The organism is Blastococcus sp. MG754426 (genome assembly GCF_021699055.1).
In the GTDB taxonomy this organism is placed as follows: domain Bacteria; phylum Actinomycetota; class Actinomycetes; order Mycobacteriales; family Geodermatophilaceae; genus Blastococcus.
Genome location: NZ_SSXC01000100.1, coordinates 1 through 15,109, shown reverse-complemented (window position 1 = coordinate 15,109; position 15,109 = coordinate 1). Strand labels below are relative to the sequence as shown.

The 15,109-nt window shown below is 70.6% G+C and carries 13 protein-coding genes, 3 pseudogenes and 1 other annotated feature; of the genes and pseudogenes, 11 read left to right on the top strand and 5 right to left on the bottom strand.

All coding sequences use genetic code 11. The annotated features are described in order from the left end of the window. The first annotated feature begins 175 nt into the window (after positions 1 to 175). A complete protein-coding gene (locus E9549_RS21025) occupies positions 176 to 553 on the top strand; it encodes a hypothetical protein (protein ID WP_236828538.1) in 378 nt (125 codons plus the stop codon). Positions 554 to 641: 88 nt separating this feature from the next. After that, a complete protein-coding gene (locus tag E9549_RS21020; RefSeq protein WP_255716264.1) occupies positions 642 to 1,028 on the top strand; it encodes a metalloregulator ArsR/SmtB family transcription factor in 387 nt (128 codons plus the stop codon). Between the two features lie 626 nt (positions 1,029 to 1,654). Here E9549_RS21020 and E9549_RS24355 read toward each other — a convergent pair. Next, the gene (locus tag E9549_RS24355; RefSeq protein ID WP_236828536.1) at positions 1,655 to 2,902 is read right to left on the bottom strand and encodes a cytochrome P450; all 1,248 of its coding nucleotides are present in this window, start codon (positions 2,900 to 2,902) and stop codon (positions 1,655 to 1,657) included. On the opposite strand from E9549_RS24355, the gene E9549_RS21010 reads away from it, so the two are divergent. The 3 genes from E9549_RS21010 (at position 2,889) to E9549_RS21000 (ending at position 5,327) form a co-directional block, all read left to right on the top strand. Next, on the top strand, positions 2,889 to 3,437 hold the full coding sequence (locus E9549_RS21010) for a hypothetical protein (RefSeq protein ID WP_236828535.1): 549 nt from the start codon (positions 2,889 to 2,891) through the stop codon (positions 3,435 to 3,437). The genes E9549_RS24355 and E9549_RS21010 overlap by 14 nt on opposite strands. A 15-nt stretch (positions 3,438 to 3,452) precedes the next feature. Further along, positions 3,453 to 3,809: a hypothetical protein gene (locus E9549_RS21005; RefSeq protein ID WP_236828534.1), complete on the top strand. Its 357-nt coding sequence runs from the start codon at positions 3,453 to 3,455 to the stop codon at positions 3,807 to 3,809. 525 nt (positions 3,810 to 4,334) lie between these two features. Then, positions 4,335 to 5,327, top strand: a complete 993-nt coding sequence (locus tag E9549_RS21000) for a sodium:calcium antiporter (protein WP_236828533.1) — start codon at positions 4,335 to 4,337, stop codon at positions 5,325 to 5,327. Positions 5,328 to 5,521: 194 nt separating this feature from the next. Here E9549_RS21000 and E9549_RS20995 read toward each other — a convergent pair whose 3' ends face one another. From E9549_RS20995 to ccsB, 3 genes are all read right to left on the bottom strand, one after another. Beyond that, complete coding sequence (locus E9549_RS20995; RefSeq protein WP_236828532.1) at positions 5,522 to 6,055, bottom strand: signal peptidase II; 534 nt, start codon at positions 6,053 to 6,055, stop codon at positions 5,522 to 5,524. Then, positions 6,052 to 8,019 carry a cation-translocating P-type ATPase gene (locus E9549_RS20990; protein WP_236828531.1) on the bottom strand — a complete coding sequence of 656 codons (1,968 nt, stop codon included), beginning with the start codon at positions 8,017 to 8,019 and terminating at the stop codon, positions 6,052 to 6,054. The genes E9549_RS20995 and E9549_RS20990 overlap by 4 nt, the downstream gene beginning before the upstream one ends. A 596-nt stretch (positions 8,020 to 8,615) precedes the next feature. After that, on the bottom strand, positions 8,616 to 9,740 hold the full coding sequence (ccsB, locus tag E9549_RS20985; RefSeq protein ID WP_236828530.1) for a c-type cytochrome biogenesis protein CcsB: 1,125 nt from the start codon (positions 9,738 to 9,740) through the stop codon (positions 8,616 to 8,618). Between the two features lie 328 nt (positions 9,741 to 10,068). On the opposite strand from ccsB, the gene E9549_RS20980 reads away from it, so the two are divergent. The 4 genes and pseudogenes from E9549_RS20980 to E9549_RS24570 all read left to right on the top strand — a co-directional run. Then, entirely contained in the window at positions 10,069 to 11,682 is a 1,614-nt protein-coding gene (locus E9549_RS20980) for a cytochrome c biogenesis protein ResB (RefSeq protein ID WP_236828529.1), read from the top strand. Between the two features lie 391 nt (positions 11,683 to 12,073). Further along, positions 12,074 to 12,229 (top strand): annotated as a pseudogene (locus E9549_RS20975) (transposase); the annotation flags it as partial. A gap of 50 nt (positions 12,230 to 12,279) precedes the next feature. Next, on the top strand, positions 12,280 to 12,606 hold the full coding sequence (locus E9549_RS20970) for a transposase (RefSeq protein WP_236828528.1): 327 nt from the start codon (positions 12,280 to 12,282) through the stop codon (positions 12,604 to 12,606). Further along, positions 12,564 to 12,692 (top strand) — a sequence feature (AL1L pseudoknot). Its footprint overlaps the gene before it by 43 nt. Next, positions 12,603 to 13,157, top strand: a pseudogene (locus tag E9549_RS24570) (IS3 family transposase); the annotation flags it as partial. (Overlaps the previous feature by 90 nt.) The gene E9549_RS20970 and the pseudogene E9549_RS24570, both read left to right, overlap by 4 nt. On the opposite strand, the gene E9549_RS20965 reads toward E9549_RS24570, so the two are convergent. After that, positions 13,074 to 13,373, bottom strand: coding sequence for a hypothetical protein (locus E9549_RS20965; RefSeq protein WP_236828540.1), 300 nt, complete (start codon positions 13,371 to 13,373; stop codon positions 13,074 to 13,076). The pseudogene E9549_RS24570 and the gene E9549_RS20965 sit on opposite strands and share 84 nt — an antisense overlap. Here E9549_RS20965 and E9549_RS20960 point away from each other — a divergent pair. Both E9549_RS20960 and E9549_RS20955 read left to right on the top strand, forming a co-directional pair. Then, a complete protein-coding gene (locus E9549_RS20960; RefSeq protein WP_236828539.1) occupies positions 13,288 to 14,640 on the top strand; it encodes an IS30 family transposase in 1,353 nt (450 codons plus the stop codon). The genes E9549_RS20965 and E9549_RS20960 overlap by 86 nt on opposite strands. A gap of 34 nt (positions 14,641 to 14,674) precedes the next feature. Beyond that, positions 14,675 to 14,995 (top strand): annotated as a pseudogene (locus E9549_RS20955) (integrase core domain-containing protein); the annotation flags it as partial. Positions 14,996 to 15,109: the final 114 nt, after the last annotated feature.

The following is a 15,109-nucleotide window of genomic DNA, read 5'->3' as shown; positions in this document are numbered from 1 at the left end:
GCCGCACCGCACGCTCCCTCAGCGCCGGATCGATCTTCTTCGGCATGACGCCATCCTCCGTGACTCACAAGGAGGCGGCACAGAACCTGGGGCGCTTCAACAGTCCCACACCGTGCTGCTGACCAACCTGGCAAACCGGGTGTAGCCGATCCTGCGCTACGACCTAGGCGACAGCGTGCTCGTCCGCACCCACCCCTACCCCTGCGGCAGTCCCCTGCCGGCGGTTCAGGTGCACGGCCGCACCGCCGACGCGCTCATCTTTCCGGCCGCCCACGGAACCCCGGTCGCTATCACCCCGCTCACCCTCCCCGCCCTCCTCGACCGGGTGCCTGGCATCGAGCTTGCCCAAATCCGCCAGACGGCGCCGGCCGCGGTCGGCGTCGGGCTCCGGTCGACGCCGGAAGCCGACCGCACCGCGGTGTGGCGGACCCTGTCGGCGGAGATGACCACGCTGCTGCGCGGCCACGGCCTGCATGTCGCCGTCGTGCTCGATGACGAGCCACCGCGACCCTCCCCCGGCGGCAAGTACCGGCTGATCGAACCGCTGCGGTGAACCGATCCCCCAACTGCCTCCGCCGGGTCAGCCGTTGGCGACTCGGTTGCCACCGGCGCCGGACGGCACATATCATCGCCCTGTGACGATGAAAGCGCGCATTAGTGTTGACGCGTCGCCGCCGACGGTCAACGAGGCGCAGGCGCTGTCCCCGGCGGCGTCGCTGTTCCACAGCTTGTCCGACCCGACCCGGCTGGCGATCCTGCGACATCTCGCCGTCGGCGAACACCGGGTCGTGGACCTGACGACGCACCTGGGCTTGGCCCAGTCCACCGTCTCCGCGCATCTGGCCTGCCTGCGCGACTGTGGACTGGTCACCTCCCGACCCCAGGGCCGCGCGTCGATGTTCTCTCTCGCGGCCGAGCCGCGCCTGATGGAGCTGCTGGCCGCCGCGGAGCGGCTACTCGCCGAGACCGGCGACGCCGTCGACCTCTGCCCCACCCACGGCTCCGCCGCCCGCACCGAGCGCGGCTAATGACAGTGCCGTCCGCCAGCACGCCGCCCCGGGCCTGGCCCGACCGGGTTCACATGCCAGCCGCGGTGTACGGCGTGCTCGGAGAGACCTCGGGACGAGAGCTGGACCGGAGACGCGCCTCTCATCCATCGGGCGTTCGGCGAGGAGACGACGACGTCGTCGGAGTTCCCACCGCCGTCCCCGGACCTCTAGCGGTGGCTCCTGCAGTGACCAGCCCCGTCCATAGCCCCGCCTGCTGATGTCCTCGGCCAGCCGCACCCATCGCGCGTTATGTGTGGATCGCGGCAGAGCCGACGCCTTGTATGGGTGCCCAGGTCATGAACAGGGCGAGTCGCGCCATCCCCGGGCCTGCCGCGACAGGCTCGCCTTCCGTACCCATGCCTCGTCGAGCACGGCCACCGGATAGAAGCCAGCGAGCAGCCACCGCGCCCCAGCAGGCCGACCACGGCGCCGGCCGACGTCGTCCCGATGGCGTTGAGCTGTACCCCGGGGATCTCCGGGCACGCTGATCACGTTCGTTCAGCCGTTGCAGCGCCGTCACCAGCGCAGCCGTGGCACCGGCCTCGTAGGCGTGAGCGATGCGCCGCTCATGACGCCCAGCGCGATCCGGACCTGCGGTCGAGCCGTCATGCCGGCTGGACCTTCGTGAGGCGCACACCGCTGCTGGGCGCTGCCGGCATCCTGGACAGGTCGATGCTGAGGTCCTGCAGGGGGACGTCGTAGGTCATGGCCGTCGTCAGCAGCCGGGCGGCGCGCTCCATCACCGAGATGGTGAGCCACTCACCCGCGCAGCGGTGCGCCGTGTCGTGGTCACCCCCGCCCTGTGGCACGAAGCGGTAGGGATCGCCGCCCCACCCCGCGAAGCGCTCGGGCCGGAAGGCGGCCGGCTCGTCCCAGATCCGGGGGTCGTGGTTGGTCGCGTAGATGTCGAGCAGGAACCAGGAGCCGACGGGAAAGTGCCGGCCCCGCCAGTCGAACTCCTCGCGCACGCGGCCGCCCACCATCGGGAAGAACGGGTAGTAGCGGCGTACCTCCTGCACGAACCAGCGGCGGTACTCCTCCTCGCCGCTGACCCTGGCTCGGCACTCCGGGTACTGGTGCAGTGCCACGGCGACGAAGGCGACATACCTGGCGACGGCGACGGTGGGCCGGAGCACGTTGATCAGCTCCACCGCGGCCACGTCGGCGTCGAGGAGGTGTCCTTCCGCATCGCGGTGCCAGGCCACCACGTGCGCCGCTCGGCCGTCTTCGACCTCGAGGTCGCCGCTGCGTACCCGTTCGACGACGTCGCGGACCCAGCGTTCGGCGCGGTGGCGGAGCACCTGTCCGCGAAGATTGCGCGGACCGACCGATCCGGCGCCCTCCACCATCGCGGCGAACTCGCGGGTCCGGGCAGCCACCTCCTCCTCGGCCAGCGGCACGCCGGCCCACGCGCACACCGCACGGCACAGCAATTCACGGACGGCGTCGAAGAGGCCGACCTCGCCGGCGGCCCCCCAGGCCGGCAGCGCACGCCGCCATTCCCGCTCGAGAAGGTCGCCGATCTCCTCGAGCGAGCCGGGTGTCATGAGGGACATGAACATCTGCTTGCGATGCGGGTGCGCCTCCTCGTCCAGCAATTCGACGCTGCCGAAGTCCTGCAGGAGGGTCAGCGTCGTGACGGGGAGCGCCCGGCGCCGGGTCATCCGGTCCGGCTCGTACAGCCACCGCGCCGCCTCCTCCCCGAAGGCGACGACGGCCTTCCGGAGCATCAGCCTGGTCTCGAAAGCGTCCGACGAGCAGCGGGCGAACCGGCGCCCCCCGAACGCGTACCCCTCCCGGAGGAGGGCCGCGCTGCTGTCGAACGCGTCGAGCCGCGGGATGTCGTCAGTCACGACCAGAGGTTCCTCTCCCGAAGGGCGAGCCAGATGGCGTACTTCCGTCGACGCCGATCTGCTTGCCGGGCTTACCAAACGCCGGGTACGGGCGCTCGCCGACCACCTGGACGTACCCCAGCGCATCATCACCAAGACCCCGACCGCTGACCTGGAGTTCCGGCGCCCCCATTGCCCTGTCCACCGCCGTGACCGCCCAGGCTTCAAGCAGGGGCAGGGCTCAAACGCGACATCCCGCTCGGTCTATCAGCCATCGTGGACGGTTGTCCTCCTGGCGGGCGGACACTTGCTGAACCTTGCGCGGCGGGATTCCACCCATCTCCCTCGGCGGCGCCATCTGATCCTGCCGTTCAGCGGCGTCGTCCGGCAGGTGTACGACCCCACGCGCGGTGAGAGTTGCGGCCGCGCCGAGCCACGGGAGCCGCATCCTCGTCCGACTCGCGAGGAGTCGGAGACGGAATCCTACGGCAGGGTTTGTCCCACCGCCCTCACGCCTACAGGCTTTAGTAGCACCGTCCGGAACTTCGATCTGTAGAACCGAGGAGAACCGATGAGCGAGTCGCTACAGCCGCCGTCCGAGCAACAGGGCCAGTCCCCGCAGCAGGAGAGCGGGCAGCATGGCCAGGTCCCGCAGCCGCCGTCGGTGCGGCAGCCGGTGACCGACGACAGCATCCGGGTCCGTCAGGTCAACCACTACCAGTTCTCCTGGGTCGCGCAGGAGCCGGGCGAGGAGGGCGTGTTCACGCTGCAGCTGGTGCTCGACCAGGGCGCCTGGGAGGAGGTCCTCACCGTGGACGCCGATGACGCTGACGTTCTGCAGGACCTGCTGTCGTCGAGCAAGCACGTGCAATACGACATCGGCCGGCGCACCCTGATGTTCGGCACCTCTGCGGTTGGTGAGGGTTGAGCGCCACCGCTGGATCGAGCAGTCGCCGCGAGGCCGGCTCCCGGTGCGTTCGGGAACCATCGCAAACGTAGTCGCTGGACCTCGGCCGGGGTTGGTCACCGGCAACGACGGCGACCGGGTGTGCTCGCTGCTGCCCATCCGGCGTGGCTGACAGTGTTGCAGTCATCGACCTGCCCGAGTTGGACCTGGGTCGCACCGCGGACGGCCGGCACCTGTTCGAGCGGCTGGTGAAGGCTGCGAAGTCAGACTGGCGTCGAGCGAGGGACCCGCGTGCGCAGCGGCGGGTCGACAACGTTCCGCAGGCCGTCAGCCACGAGCCCCATCACCAGCCCCCAGGCGCTGAGCACCGATGCCCGGGTCGCAACGCGGGAACAGCCCGCCGCCATCCGTCGGTCACCAGCCACGACGACTGGAGGTCGGCGCGGGGCACCGGCCGATACGCGAGCTCGCCCCGGGGTGCGCCGAGCGTGACGCTCTTGCAGTAGTTGATGGTCTGCCCTTGGCGGGACGGCGAACGGAGACGACATGGTCTGGCTATGGGTGCCCGCGTTGGTCATCGCGGCATTCGTCACGCGATGGGGCGCCGAGCAGCTCGCTGCGCCACTCAAGGCCGTGCGCCGTCGATACGGCTTCACCGGCGCGGCCGGCGGGCCGCTCGTCGCCCTGGGCAGCGCCAGCCCCGATGTCGGGATCAACACCGTGAGCGCCGTGACCGGAGCCGCCTCGATCGGCTTGGGCAGCATGCTCGGTTCGACGGTTGTCTCGATTCCGATCACCGTGGCTGTCGCGTTCGCTGCCTGCCGAAAGAACCGCCGCGATCAGGACAAGAATGCGCAGTCGGGCGGCCTGACGGTGGAGAAGGACTCGGTGCTCGTCGACGCCCTGCCCTACCTGGCCACCGTGGCTGTGTTCGCGCTGCTGATCCTGCCCGCTCCGTGGCGAGGCCTGCAGCTCATCGATGGCGTGATCGCGGTTTTGGTGTACGTCGCCTTCCTCACCCAGGCGCTGCTACGCGGGCGTGGCGGTCAGCGTGGCGAGGTCTCTTGGTCGACGAAGCAAACGCTGCGCGCGGTCGCCGGAGTTGCCGTCCTGGCGGTGGGCTCCTACATCCTGGTGACTGGAACCCGGCAGATCGGGTCCGCCCTCGGGCTGCAGCCCCTGGTCAGCGGCCTGTTCATCACGGCGTTCATGACCGCGCTGCCGCAGGTGTTCACCACCTGGTCGGTGGTCCGCAGCGGTCAGGTGACCAGCGGAGTCACCAGCGTGTTCGCCGACCACGCCATGACCTTCACGCTCGCTGTACTCCCGCTCGCGATCGTCGGCGTGTCCGTGGACGACTATCCGATCGTCCTCGTCGTCATGGGCTTCGTCGCACTCATGCCCATCCTGTTCGCCGTCCTCAGCCGGCGCCACAAGCAGGGTGATCAGTACGCCCTGCTCTTTCGGGACGTACTGGTCTTCGGGGTGGCCGTTGTGGTCTACATCGCAGTGGTCGGGTTCATGCTCGTGGTCACGTAGCCGACTGTCCGCTGAGCCCCGCGAGGACGGTGAAGGAGCTCCTCTAGACTAGGTCCTCGGCCGTGGTAGTCATGCCCTGAACTCCTCGGGAAGGGCTGCGCGACCGGCCTCGGATCCGTCGTCTTTCGGGCGCGGCTTATTCGCTAGTCGGCGTCGAGCCGCGCGGGGGCTGGTGGGTGGGGCGGAGCCGGCCCTTACTCGACGGCCGATCCCTCAGCCCCGCGTTGGGCGGCAGCCCGCGACTCGCCCTCGTCGCTGCGCCAGGTGGTGATCGCGAACAGCAGGCCACCGGTGACGATCGCCGTGTCGGCGAGGTTGAACGTCGGCCACCACCCGGTGTGCAGATAGTCGGTGACCACACCGTCCGCAGCTCGGTCGGCCAGATTGGCCACCGCACCACCGAGGATGAGAGCCAGCGCGGCCAGCTGGCCACGGCTCCCCTGAGAAGCCGTGCGCCAGGCGAACACGGCCACCGCGGTGGTGATCACGGCGGTGACGGCGATGACGAGCCAGGCGGGAGCCTCGGCGCCGAGCGAGAACGCGACGCCGGGGTTGTAGCCCAGCCGCAGATCCACCGGTCCGAGCTCCACCCCGGTCGCCGACAGTCGATTCTGCGCCCATGCCTTCGCAGTGAGATCCACCGCCGCGACGCCCGCGGCCACGGCGGCCAGCGCAAGGCGCCGCCGGGCAACGCCCCGCCGGCGCCCGGCGTCCTCGGCCGGGATCACCGGAGTGCGCCGGTCATCTCGACCGGCGTCGGCCGCACCGGCGCGGCCGGCGACGCGGGCAGTGGCTTGGTGCGGCCGGCCCGGACCCCGTTGGCGATGACGAAGACCTCGGCGATCTCGTGGACGAGGACGACCGCCGCGAGGCCGAGGACGCCGAACAGGGCCAGCGGCATCAGGCCGACGACGATGCCCAGGGACAGGGCGACGTTCTGCAGCATGATCCGGCGGGCGCGGCGGGCGTGGCTGAAGGCCTGCGGCAGGTGTCGCAGGTCCTCTCCCATGAGCGCGACGTCGGCGGTCTCGATGGCGACGTCGGTGCCCATCGCACCCATCGCGATGCCCAGGTCCGCGGTGGCCAAGGCGGGGGCGTCGTTGACGCCGTCGCCCACCATCGCGGTGCGCCGCTGGGCACGCAGGTCGGCCACCAGGCGCGACTTGTCCTCCGGGCGCAACTCGGCATGCACATGCTCGATGCCGGCCTCGCCGGCCAGGGCGGTGGCGGTGGCGGTGTTGTCGCCGGTGAGCATGGCCACGGTGTAGCCGTCGCGACGCAGCCGGGCGACGACCTCGGCGGCCTCCGGGCGGAGCTCGTCGCGGACGGCGACCGCGCCGAACAGCTGCCCGTCGACCTCGACCAGCACCGCGGTGGCGCCGGCGTGCTGCATCCGCTGCACGTCACCGGCCAGCGGGCCCGGCTCGATCCAGCCGGGACGACCCAGCCGCGCCGGCCGCCCGTCCACCAGGCCGACCAACCCGGCCCCCACCACCGCCTGCACCTCGGCGGCCGACGTCACCGCGGGAACCGCGGCGAGGATGGCCCGGGCCAGAGGGTGCTCGCTGCGGGCCTCCAGCGCCGCGGCGACGTCCAGGACCTGCTCCCGGGTCACGCCGGGGGCGGCGGCCACCTCGACCACGGCGGGCCGGTTGCGGGTCAGCGTGCCGGTCTTGTCCAGCGCGAGACCGCGGATGCGGCCGAGGGCCTCCAGCGCGGCGCCGCCCTTGACCAGCACCCCCTGGCGGCTGGCGGCGCCGACGGCGGCGACGACGGTGACGGGCACGGAGATCGCCAGGGCGCACGGAGACGCCGCGACCAGCACGACCAGGGCGCGCTCGATCCACACGCTGGGGTCCCCGAGCAGGCTGCCGAGCGCGGCGATGACCGCGGCGGCGATCATGACGCCCGGTACCAGCGGCTTGGCGATCCGATCGGCCAGCCGCTGGGCCTCGCCCTTGCGAGACTGTTCGTCCTCCACGATGCGCACGATGCGGGCCAGGGAGTTGTCCTCGGCGGTGGTGGTGACCTGCACCTCCAGCACGCCGGTGCCGTTGATCGATCCGGCGAAGACCTCATCGCCCGGCCCGGCCTCCACCGGCACCGACTCGCCCGTGATCGCCGAGACGTCCAGAGCGGTGCGCCCGCTGCCGATGACCCCGTCGGTGGCGATCCGCTCGCCCGGCTTGACCAACATGACGTCGCCGATCCGCAGCTCGGCGGGGGCCACGACCTGCTCCACCCCGCCGCGCAGGACGGTCGCCTGCTCCGGCACCAGGGACAGCAGCGCGCGCAGTCCGCGCCGGGTCTTGGCCAGCGAGTACTCCTCAAGGCCCTCGCTGATGGAGTACAGGAAGGCCAGCATGGCCGCCTCGCCGACCTCGCCGAGCAGCACCGCGCCGACCGCGGCGATGGTCATCAGCGTGCCGACGCCGATCTTGCCCTGCGCCAACCGGCGCAGCGTGGACGGCACGAAGGTCCAGGCGCCGACCGCCAGGGCGGCGAACTCGAGGCCGAGCTGCAGGCCCGAGCGGTCGGTGGCGCCGGCGATCAACCCGGCGACCAGTAGCACTCCGGCGACCGCGGCGGCCTGGAGCTCCCGCACCTGCCACAACCGTTCGGCTTCGTGCTCCTCGCCTTCCTGGCCGACGGGGGTCGTCTCGTCGGCGCTGCAGCCGCAGGCGTCGCTCATCGGGTGTTCTCCTCATGGCGGGAAGTCGGGGTGGCTCTGTCAGTGCGGGGCTTGTCCTGGGCGTCGCCCTGGCCAGCCGACGGCGACGCCCGAGAGGGCTCCGCTCAAGCCGCGGAACAGCGCAGTCGCCGGTGCGGGTGCCGCAAGGTCGCGGGCTCCGACGGCCCTTCAATCATCGGCACTGGTCGATGATAACGAAACTCGGGAGTGGGACAAGGTGCGGTCATGCATCGGCGTGGTCACGCGCGTCAGCACGGTCACAGGACCCCACGTGGTGATGCGCTCGGCTCCGCTGCGCCTTCAGGTTCAGGGCACCCGGGGTCAGCCCCGCGGACGGTGCCCACGACGCCGGGTGGACTGCTGGACGCCCGAGTGTGACGGAGCGTTCGCTCGAGGCCGTCAGACGACCGACTGCAAGGCGCCATGGGCGACAGCCGACACCTTTCGCGCCCGCCGCAAAAAATGCGGGGCCGCGCTGGCGGTTCGAGGGCCGTACGGGCGCTCAGAGCCCATCACGCCGGGCGGATCCGGTTCACCGGTTGTGACGACCGGGATCTGGAATCAGACGGCGAGGGTCCGACCGGACCGGCGGCGTATCAGTCGACGCCGCCGTAGGAGTGCAGACCGGTCGAGACGAGGTTCACGAAGAGGAGGTTGAAGACGAGGCTGGCGAAGGCGAGGAGGTTGATCCAGGCGGCGGGCTGACCGCGCCATCCGGCGGTGCTGCGCGCATGGAGGTAGGCGGCATAGAGCGCCCAGGAGATGAAGGCCCACGTCTCCTTGGGATCCCAGCCCCAGAACCGACCCCAGGCGCTCTCGGCCCAGATCGCTCCGGCGATGACGGCGAAGGTCCAGATGGGAAAGCCGAAGATGGCCGTGCGGTGCGCGACGCGGTCGAGCACGGCGGCGGCAGGCAGCTTCACGGCGAGGCCGGTCGATTGCGGCCCGTCCGCCGGGAACCGCTTGTCGTGACGAACTCTGGCGAGGTAGAGGGCGCTGGCCACGCCGCTGACCATGAAGATCCCGAAGGACATGATCGCCGCGGAGACGTGCACCACCAGCCAGTCTGAGCGAAGCGCGGCGATCAGCGGGCCCGCGGCGGCATAGAGGTAGAGGCCGATCAGAACGAGACCGAAGACGGCAAGGCCGAGAACGAACGCACCGATGCGACGAACCCCGGGGACGCGCATGGCCACCACGAGATAAGCCACGACACCGACGAGCACTGAGGCGGTCCCGAACTCATACATGTTGCCCCAGGGCACCCGACCGGTGGCGGCGCTGCGGGTGATGAGCACACCGGCGTGGAGGACCGCGCCGAGACCTGTCAGGACCAGGCCGGCGAGACCCCAGCGGTGGGTAGATGCGTCGGACTCCCTCGCCGGCGACGGGTCCTCGGCGTACCGGGCCTCGTCGCCGGGAGCGGGGGCGCCGACGCGGGCGACGGTCGAGGGGCGCCGTTCGGCCCGCAGGGTGTCGCGGCGCCCGAAAGCCAGTTCGGCACTGAACGCCACCAGCGCCACCGAATAGACGGCGATCGCGGCGCTGAACAGGGAGTCCGACAGCGCGGACAGCCCATCGGGTGTCATACCGGGGTCCTTCCTGGGCGCCGGTGGCGCTGGCGGTTGATAACGCTGGCGGGTGGTAAACGGCAAGAGGCTCAGCAGCAAGGGCGCAGCGAGCGGTGCGGCGCCTCTGTCGAGCTTGACAATGCCGTCCATCCTCGCAGGGGCGCCTACCAGGAGCGTAGAGACCCAGGCTCGAAACACGGCCGGCTACCGCGAACGGCGAAAGGACCCACTCAAGCCGCTCCGTGTAGCTCCCCGCATTCATGACCGGGCACGGCGACCCGAGCCCGGCTTCTACTAAGGCGGCCCGTACCGTGTCGACCTAACCCTCGCCCCGGCCGACCACGCCGCCTGGTCCGGGTCAGCAGCGACCGGGCGCCGGCGCAGGCAGCCCGCGTGAAGGAGCCGCCGTGAGCAAGTGCGAGAGGGCCCGGCCCTGTCTGACGGCGACTGTCCGCAGCCGGGCCGCAGCGAGGATGCCGTGACCGACCTGCAGACGCGCCCGGTACGGCCGCCGGTCACGACCTCCCGAGGCCCGCTGCTGCACCAGCTCGGACGGTGGCTGCTGCGCCGCTGGCGGTGGTTGACGAGCATGCGGACGGCGGTGGTGCTGCTGTTCCTGCTGGCGCTGGCGGCTGTGCCCGGCTCGCTGTTCCCGCAGCGGTCGCTGACCCCCAGCGCGGTAGCAGGGTTCTTCCGGGAGAACCCGGATCTGGCGCCTGTCCTCGATACGATGGGGATGTTCGAGGTCTTCTCCAGCCCGTGGTTCTCGGCGGTCTACCTCCTGCTGTTCATCTCACTGATCGGTTGCCTGGTGCCGCGCTGCATCGAGCACCTGCGGGCTCTTCGGGCCGATCCGCCGCCCGTGCCACGGCATCTGCACCGGCTCCCGGTTCACAGCGCCGACGAGGTGTCGCTGCCCGCGGAGGCCGCGGCCGAGCGAGTGGAGGCCGACCTGCGATCGGCGCGGTTCCGGGTGTCCCGGCGCAGCACCGACGCGGGCGTGGAGATCTCGGCCGAACGCGGCCGCGTCAAGGAGACCGGCAACCTCGTCTTCCACCTCTCACTGCTGGCCCTGCTGGTGGCCTTGGCCGGCGGAAAGCTGTGGGGCTACGAGGGCAGCATCCTGGTCACCGAGGGCGACGGCTTCTGCAACTCCTTCCAGCAGTACGACCGGTACGTCGCCGGGCCGTTGGTCGATCCGGACACCTTGACGCCGCTCTGCTTCGACCTGGAGGACTTCCGCGCCACGTACGAGCTCAACGGCACGCCGGCCTCGTTCACCGCGGACATCGGCGTTCAGGCCGAACCGGGAGCACCCACAGAGCAGACGAGGATCGGGGTCAACGACCCCTTCCGCTCCGATGGCGACCGCCTGTACGTGACCGGGCACGGCTTCACCCCCCTGTTCACCGTGACGCTGCCCGACGGTCAGGTCTTCGAGGAGCTCTCGGCGCCTTTCCTTCCCCGGGACAGCGCGACGTTCGCCAGCGAAGGCGTGGTGAAGTTGCCTGACCTCCGGGACGGCTCCGGCGACGGCTTCGCCCTGGAGGGCTTCTTTGCCCCGACCGGCCTGGTCCAGGGCGGCGTCCTGACGTCCGTGGACGCGCGACCCCTCAACCCGCAGGTCGCCGTCATCGGCTACCGCGGCTACCTGGGCTTGGACAGCGGCGCTCCACAGTCGGTGTTCTCACTGGACCAACGGCAGATCGACGTGGGGGCCCTGAACCGGATCGGGGAGGCCAACCTGGGCGTCGGGGAGAGCGCGGAGTTCGAGGACGGCACCGTGGTCCGGTTCGATGGGTTCCGGGAGTTCGCGGCCTTGCAGGTCTCTCACGATCCGGGGCAGGTCGGCGTCCTCATCAGCGCGATCACCATGCTGCTCGGGCTCTTGGTCACCCTGCTGGTGCGCCGTGAACGAGTGTTCGCCCGGATTACCGGCACGCAGCCGTCCGGCTCCGGCGGCGGTCGATCAACGACGTTGTCGCTGGCCGGACTTGCACAGGGCGGGAACGGCGACGTGCGCGAACGACTCCGCGGACTGTCCACCAGCCTGGTCGATGACAGCAAGCCCAGGCAACCCCGTGGCAGTTGACTCCGGGGTGGTTGGCCAGGGCGCACAGGACCGGTCCTCGCATGGGGATCGACCACGGACTTCTCCACGCGTCCCGAGGCGCGCTGGCGCCTTCCCCCGGGCTCCAGCTGTCAGGCGCAGCAGGAGGTCGACATCTCGTTTGGAGACAGCCGGCGGTCAATGCACACACTCTCGGGCTTAAGTCAGACCCGGCACCAGATGTCGGCGCCCGAGCGCCGGCTCTCGCCTTGTCGTTCAGCCGTTCATTCAGGGTTCAGTGATCCTGTGCAGTGATGACTCCCACGCGATCCGACCGCTCCGGGTCGACGGATGACGACTGGGGCCGGGAACCGGGCCGACGGCCCCCACTCGAGACCACGCCAATGGTTCTCGCGGAAGGACACAGCACACGATGGCCCTGGACCAGTCTGCCCTGCTCGAGGTGCTCGAGGCACTGAAGGCCGCCGATATCGATGACCGGATCCGGTCGGCGGCCACCACGATCTACCAGGCGTTGATCGAGGCCGAGCTCACCGCGGTGATCGGCGCCGCCCCGCACGAGCGGACTGAACCGCCCCGGGATTGATGGAGGCTTCCAACCACCGAAGGATGGGAGTCATGGCGGCACCGAGGAAGTACCCCGACGAGCTGCGTGAGCGGGCGATCCGCTTCGCGCTCGAGCTGGTGCAGGGACCGGAAGAGCTGAGTGTCAACGCCGCGTGTAAGCGGGTCGGTGAGCAGCTGGGGATCGTGCCGGACTCGCTGCGGAACTGGGTGCAGCAGGCCCGCATCGACGCCGGCGCCGCGCCGGGCCTGACCACCGATGAGCGGGCGCGGCTGGCCGAGCTGGAGCGGGAGAACCGGGAGCTGCGGCGGGCGAACGCGATCCTGAAGAGCGCGTCGGCTTTCTTCGCGGCCGAGCTCGACCGGCCCTCTCAGCGCTGATCGACTACATCGACCAGCATCGCCAGGAGTTCGGAGTCGAGCCGATCTGCCGCGCGCTCACCGAGGCGGGCGCGAAGATCGTTCCGAGCACCTACTACGCGCACCGGACCCGACCCCCCTCGGCGCGGGCCGTCGGCGATGAGCAGCTCAAGACCGAGATCGTCCGGGTGCACGCGGCCAACTTGGGCGTCTACGGCGCCCGCAAGGTGTGGCGGGCGCTGAACCGGGAAGGCATCCCGGTCGCCCGCTGCCGGGTGGAGCGGCTCATGCGCGAACTCGGGCTGGCCGGCGCGGTCCGCGGCAAGGTCAAGCGCACCACCGTGCCCGCCGACGTCGCCGCCCGGCCCGGAGACCTGGTCGACCGGACGTTCACCGCCCCGGCACCGGACCGGCTGTGGGTGGCCGACCTGACCTACGTCGCCACGTGGTCGGGGTTCGTCTACGTCGCCTTCGTCATGGACATCTACTCACGCCGCATCGTCGGCTGGCGAGCCTCCACCAGCCTGCGCACCGATCTGGCCCTCGATGCCCTCGAGCAGGGCCTGTGGACCCGAGCCCGCGACGCCCGCGACGTGACCGGCCTGGTGCACCACTCCGACCGCGGCGTGCAGGGCGGATTCAAGCGGTCGTCGCAACACCCCGATGCGAACGGGTGTGTTGATGGGACGGCAAGCAGGATGGATGACGACGTTGACGGGGCGGCCGGCGATGCGGTCGCCGGGCCGGCCTCCGGTTCTCCGCGATGTGGAGCGCGCGTTCTGGGTCAAGATCGCAGCGGGGCTGACCAGCGAGGACGCCGCGGTCGCGTGCGGCGTCTCGGCTTCGGTCGGGTCACGGTGGTTCCGGGAACGCGGCGGCATGCCCTCGATCGACCTCGCTCCGTCGTCGGGCAGGTATCTGTCGTTCGCCGAGCGGGAGGAGATCGCGCTGCTGAGGGCGCAGGACGTGGGAGTCCGGGAGATCGCTCGACGCCTGGGGCGGTCGCCGTCGACGGTCTCCCGGGAGCTGCGGCGCAACGCCGCCACCCGCGGCGGACGGCTGGACTACCGAGCCGGGATCGCGCAGTGGAAAGCGGAGCTGATGGCCCGCCGCCTCAAGCCGGCGAAGCTCGTCGAGAACGACCGGCTGCGCACCTACGTTCAGGACCGGCTGGCCGGGCAGGTCCGGCGCCCGGACGGCACGCTGGTGCCCGGCCCGGCCACCGCGCCGTTCACGGGTCGGAACAAGCCCCGCCGCTCCGATCGGCGCTGGGCGACGGCGTGGAGCCCCGAGCAGATCGCTCACCGGCTGCCGGTGGACTTCCCGGATGATGAGTCGATGCGGATCTCGCACGAGGCCATCTACCAGGCCCTTTACGTGCAGGGACGCGGCGCGCTCAAGCGTGAACTGGTCGCTTGTCTGCGTACCGGGCGGGCGCTGCGGGTGCCGGCGGCGCGCACTCGTGGCCGGGGCAGGAAGTTCGTCACTCCGGAGGTGATGATCAGTGCCCGGCCGGCCGAGATCGCCGACCGGGCCGTGCCCGGTCACTGGGAAGGCGATCTGATCCTCGGGCTGGGCAGCTCGGCGATCGGCACCCTGGTGGAGCGCACGACTCGGTTCACGATGCTGCTGCACTTGCCGCGGATGGACGGACACGGCCAGGGGGAGCGGGCGAAGAACGGCCCGGCCCTGGCCGGGCACGGAGCCGAGGCGGTCCGGGAGGCGATCGCGTCGACGATCACGACCCTGCCCGAGCAGTTGCGCCGGTCGCTGACCTGGGACCAGGGCGCCGAGCTGGCCCAGCACGTGCAGCTGCGTATCGACAGCGGTCTTGCGATCTACTTGTGCGATCCGCACAGCCCGTGGCAGCGCGGCACGAACGAGAACACCAACGGACTGCTGCGGCAGTACTTTCCCAAGGGCACCGACCTGAGCCGGCACACCCGTGACGACCTCGACGCCGTGGCCGCGGCGCTGAACGGCCGCCCCCGCAAGACCCTCGGCTGGAAGACCCCTGCCGAGGCCCTCGAGGAACACCTACGCTCAGCGGCATAGAGGATCGGTGTTGCGACGACTGGTTGAACCCGGGCAGTACCTCGCCATCCGCTACACCGAACGGCTGGATGCCGCCGGCGCCCTCCGGTCGGTGGGCAGCAAGGGCGACAGCTACGACAACGCCGCCGCCGAGTCCCTGATCGGGCTCTACAAGACCGAGCTCATCCGCCGCCGCGGCCCGTGGAAGGGCCTCGACGACGTCGAGCTGGCCACCCTGGAGTACGTCGACTGGTTCAACCACCGCCGGTTGCACGGCGCCTGCGGCGACATCCCACCGGTGGAGTACGAGGACACCTACTACCGTTCGATCGCCGGCCTCACCGAGGACATCCCGGCAGAACCAAGCCTCCACTGAACCCGGGGCGGTTCACTCCGAAGGCTCCATGGCCCTGCTCAACCAGCCCACCCCACCGGCGAAGGAGGTGGCGCAACCGGCACTGATCGCGTCATAGTCACCACACCGCTGACC

Excerpts from the sequence above, each read along its gene's own strand:
- E9549_RS21020 (WP_255716264.1), top strand. The coding sequence starts at position 642 with ATGAAAGCGCGCATTAGTGTTGACGCGTCGCCGCCGACGGTCAACGAG.
- E9549_RS21010 (WP_236828535.1), top strand. The coding sequence starts at position 2,889 with ATGTCGTCAGTCACGACCAGAGGTTCCTCTCCCGAAGGGCGAGCCAGA.
- E9549_RS21005 (WP_236828534.1), top strand. The coding sequence starts at position 3,453 with ATGAGCGAGTCGCTACAGCCGCCGTCCGAGCAACAGGGCCAGTCCCCG.
- E9549_RS21000 (WP_236828533.1), top strand. The coding sequence starts at position 4,335 with ATGGTCTGGCTATGGGTGCCCGCGTTGGTCATCGCGGCATTCGTCACG.
- E9549_RS20990 (WP_236828531.1), bottom strand. The coding sequence starts at position 8,019 with ATGAGCGACGCCTGCGGCTGCAGCGCCGACGAGACGACCCCCGTCGGC.
- ccsB (WP_236828530.1), bottom strand. The coding sequence starts at position 9,740 with ATGGACGGCATTGTCAAGCTCGACAGAGGCGCCGCACCGCTCGCTGCG.
- E9549_RS20970 (WP_236828528.1), top strand. The coding sequence starts at position 12,280 with ATGGCGGCACCGAGGAAGTACCCCGACGAGCTGCGTGAGCGGGCGATC.
- E9549_RS20960 (WP_236828539.1), top strand. The coding sequence starts at position 13,288 with ATGACGACGTTGACGGGGCGGCCGGCGATGCGGTCGCCGGGCCGGCCT.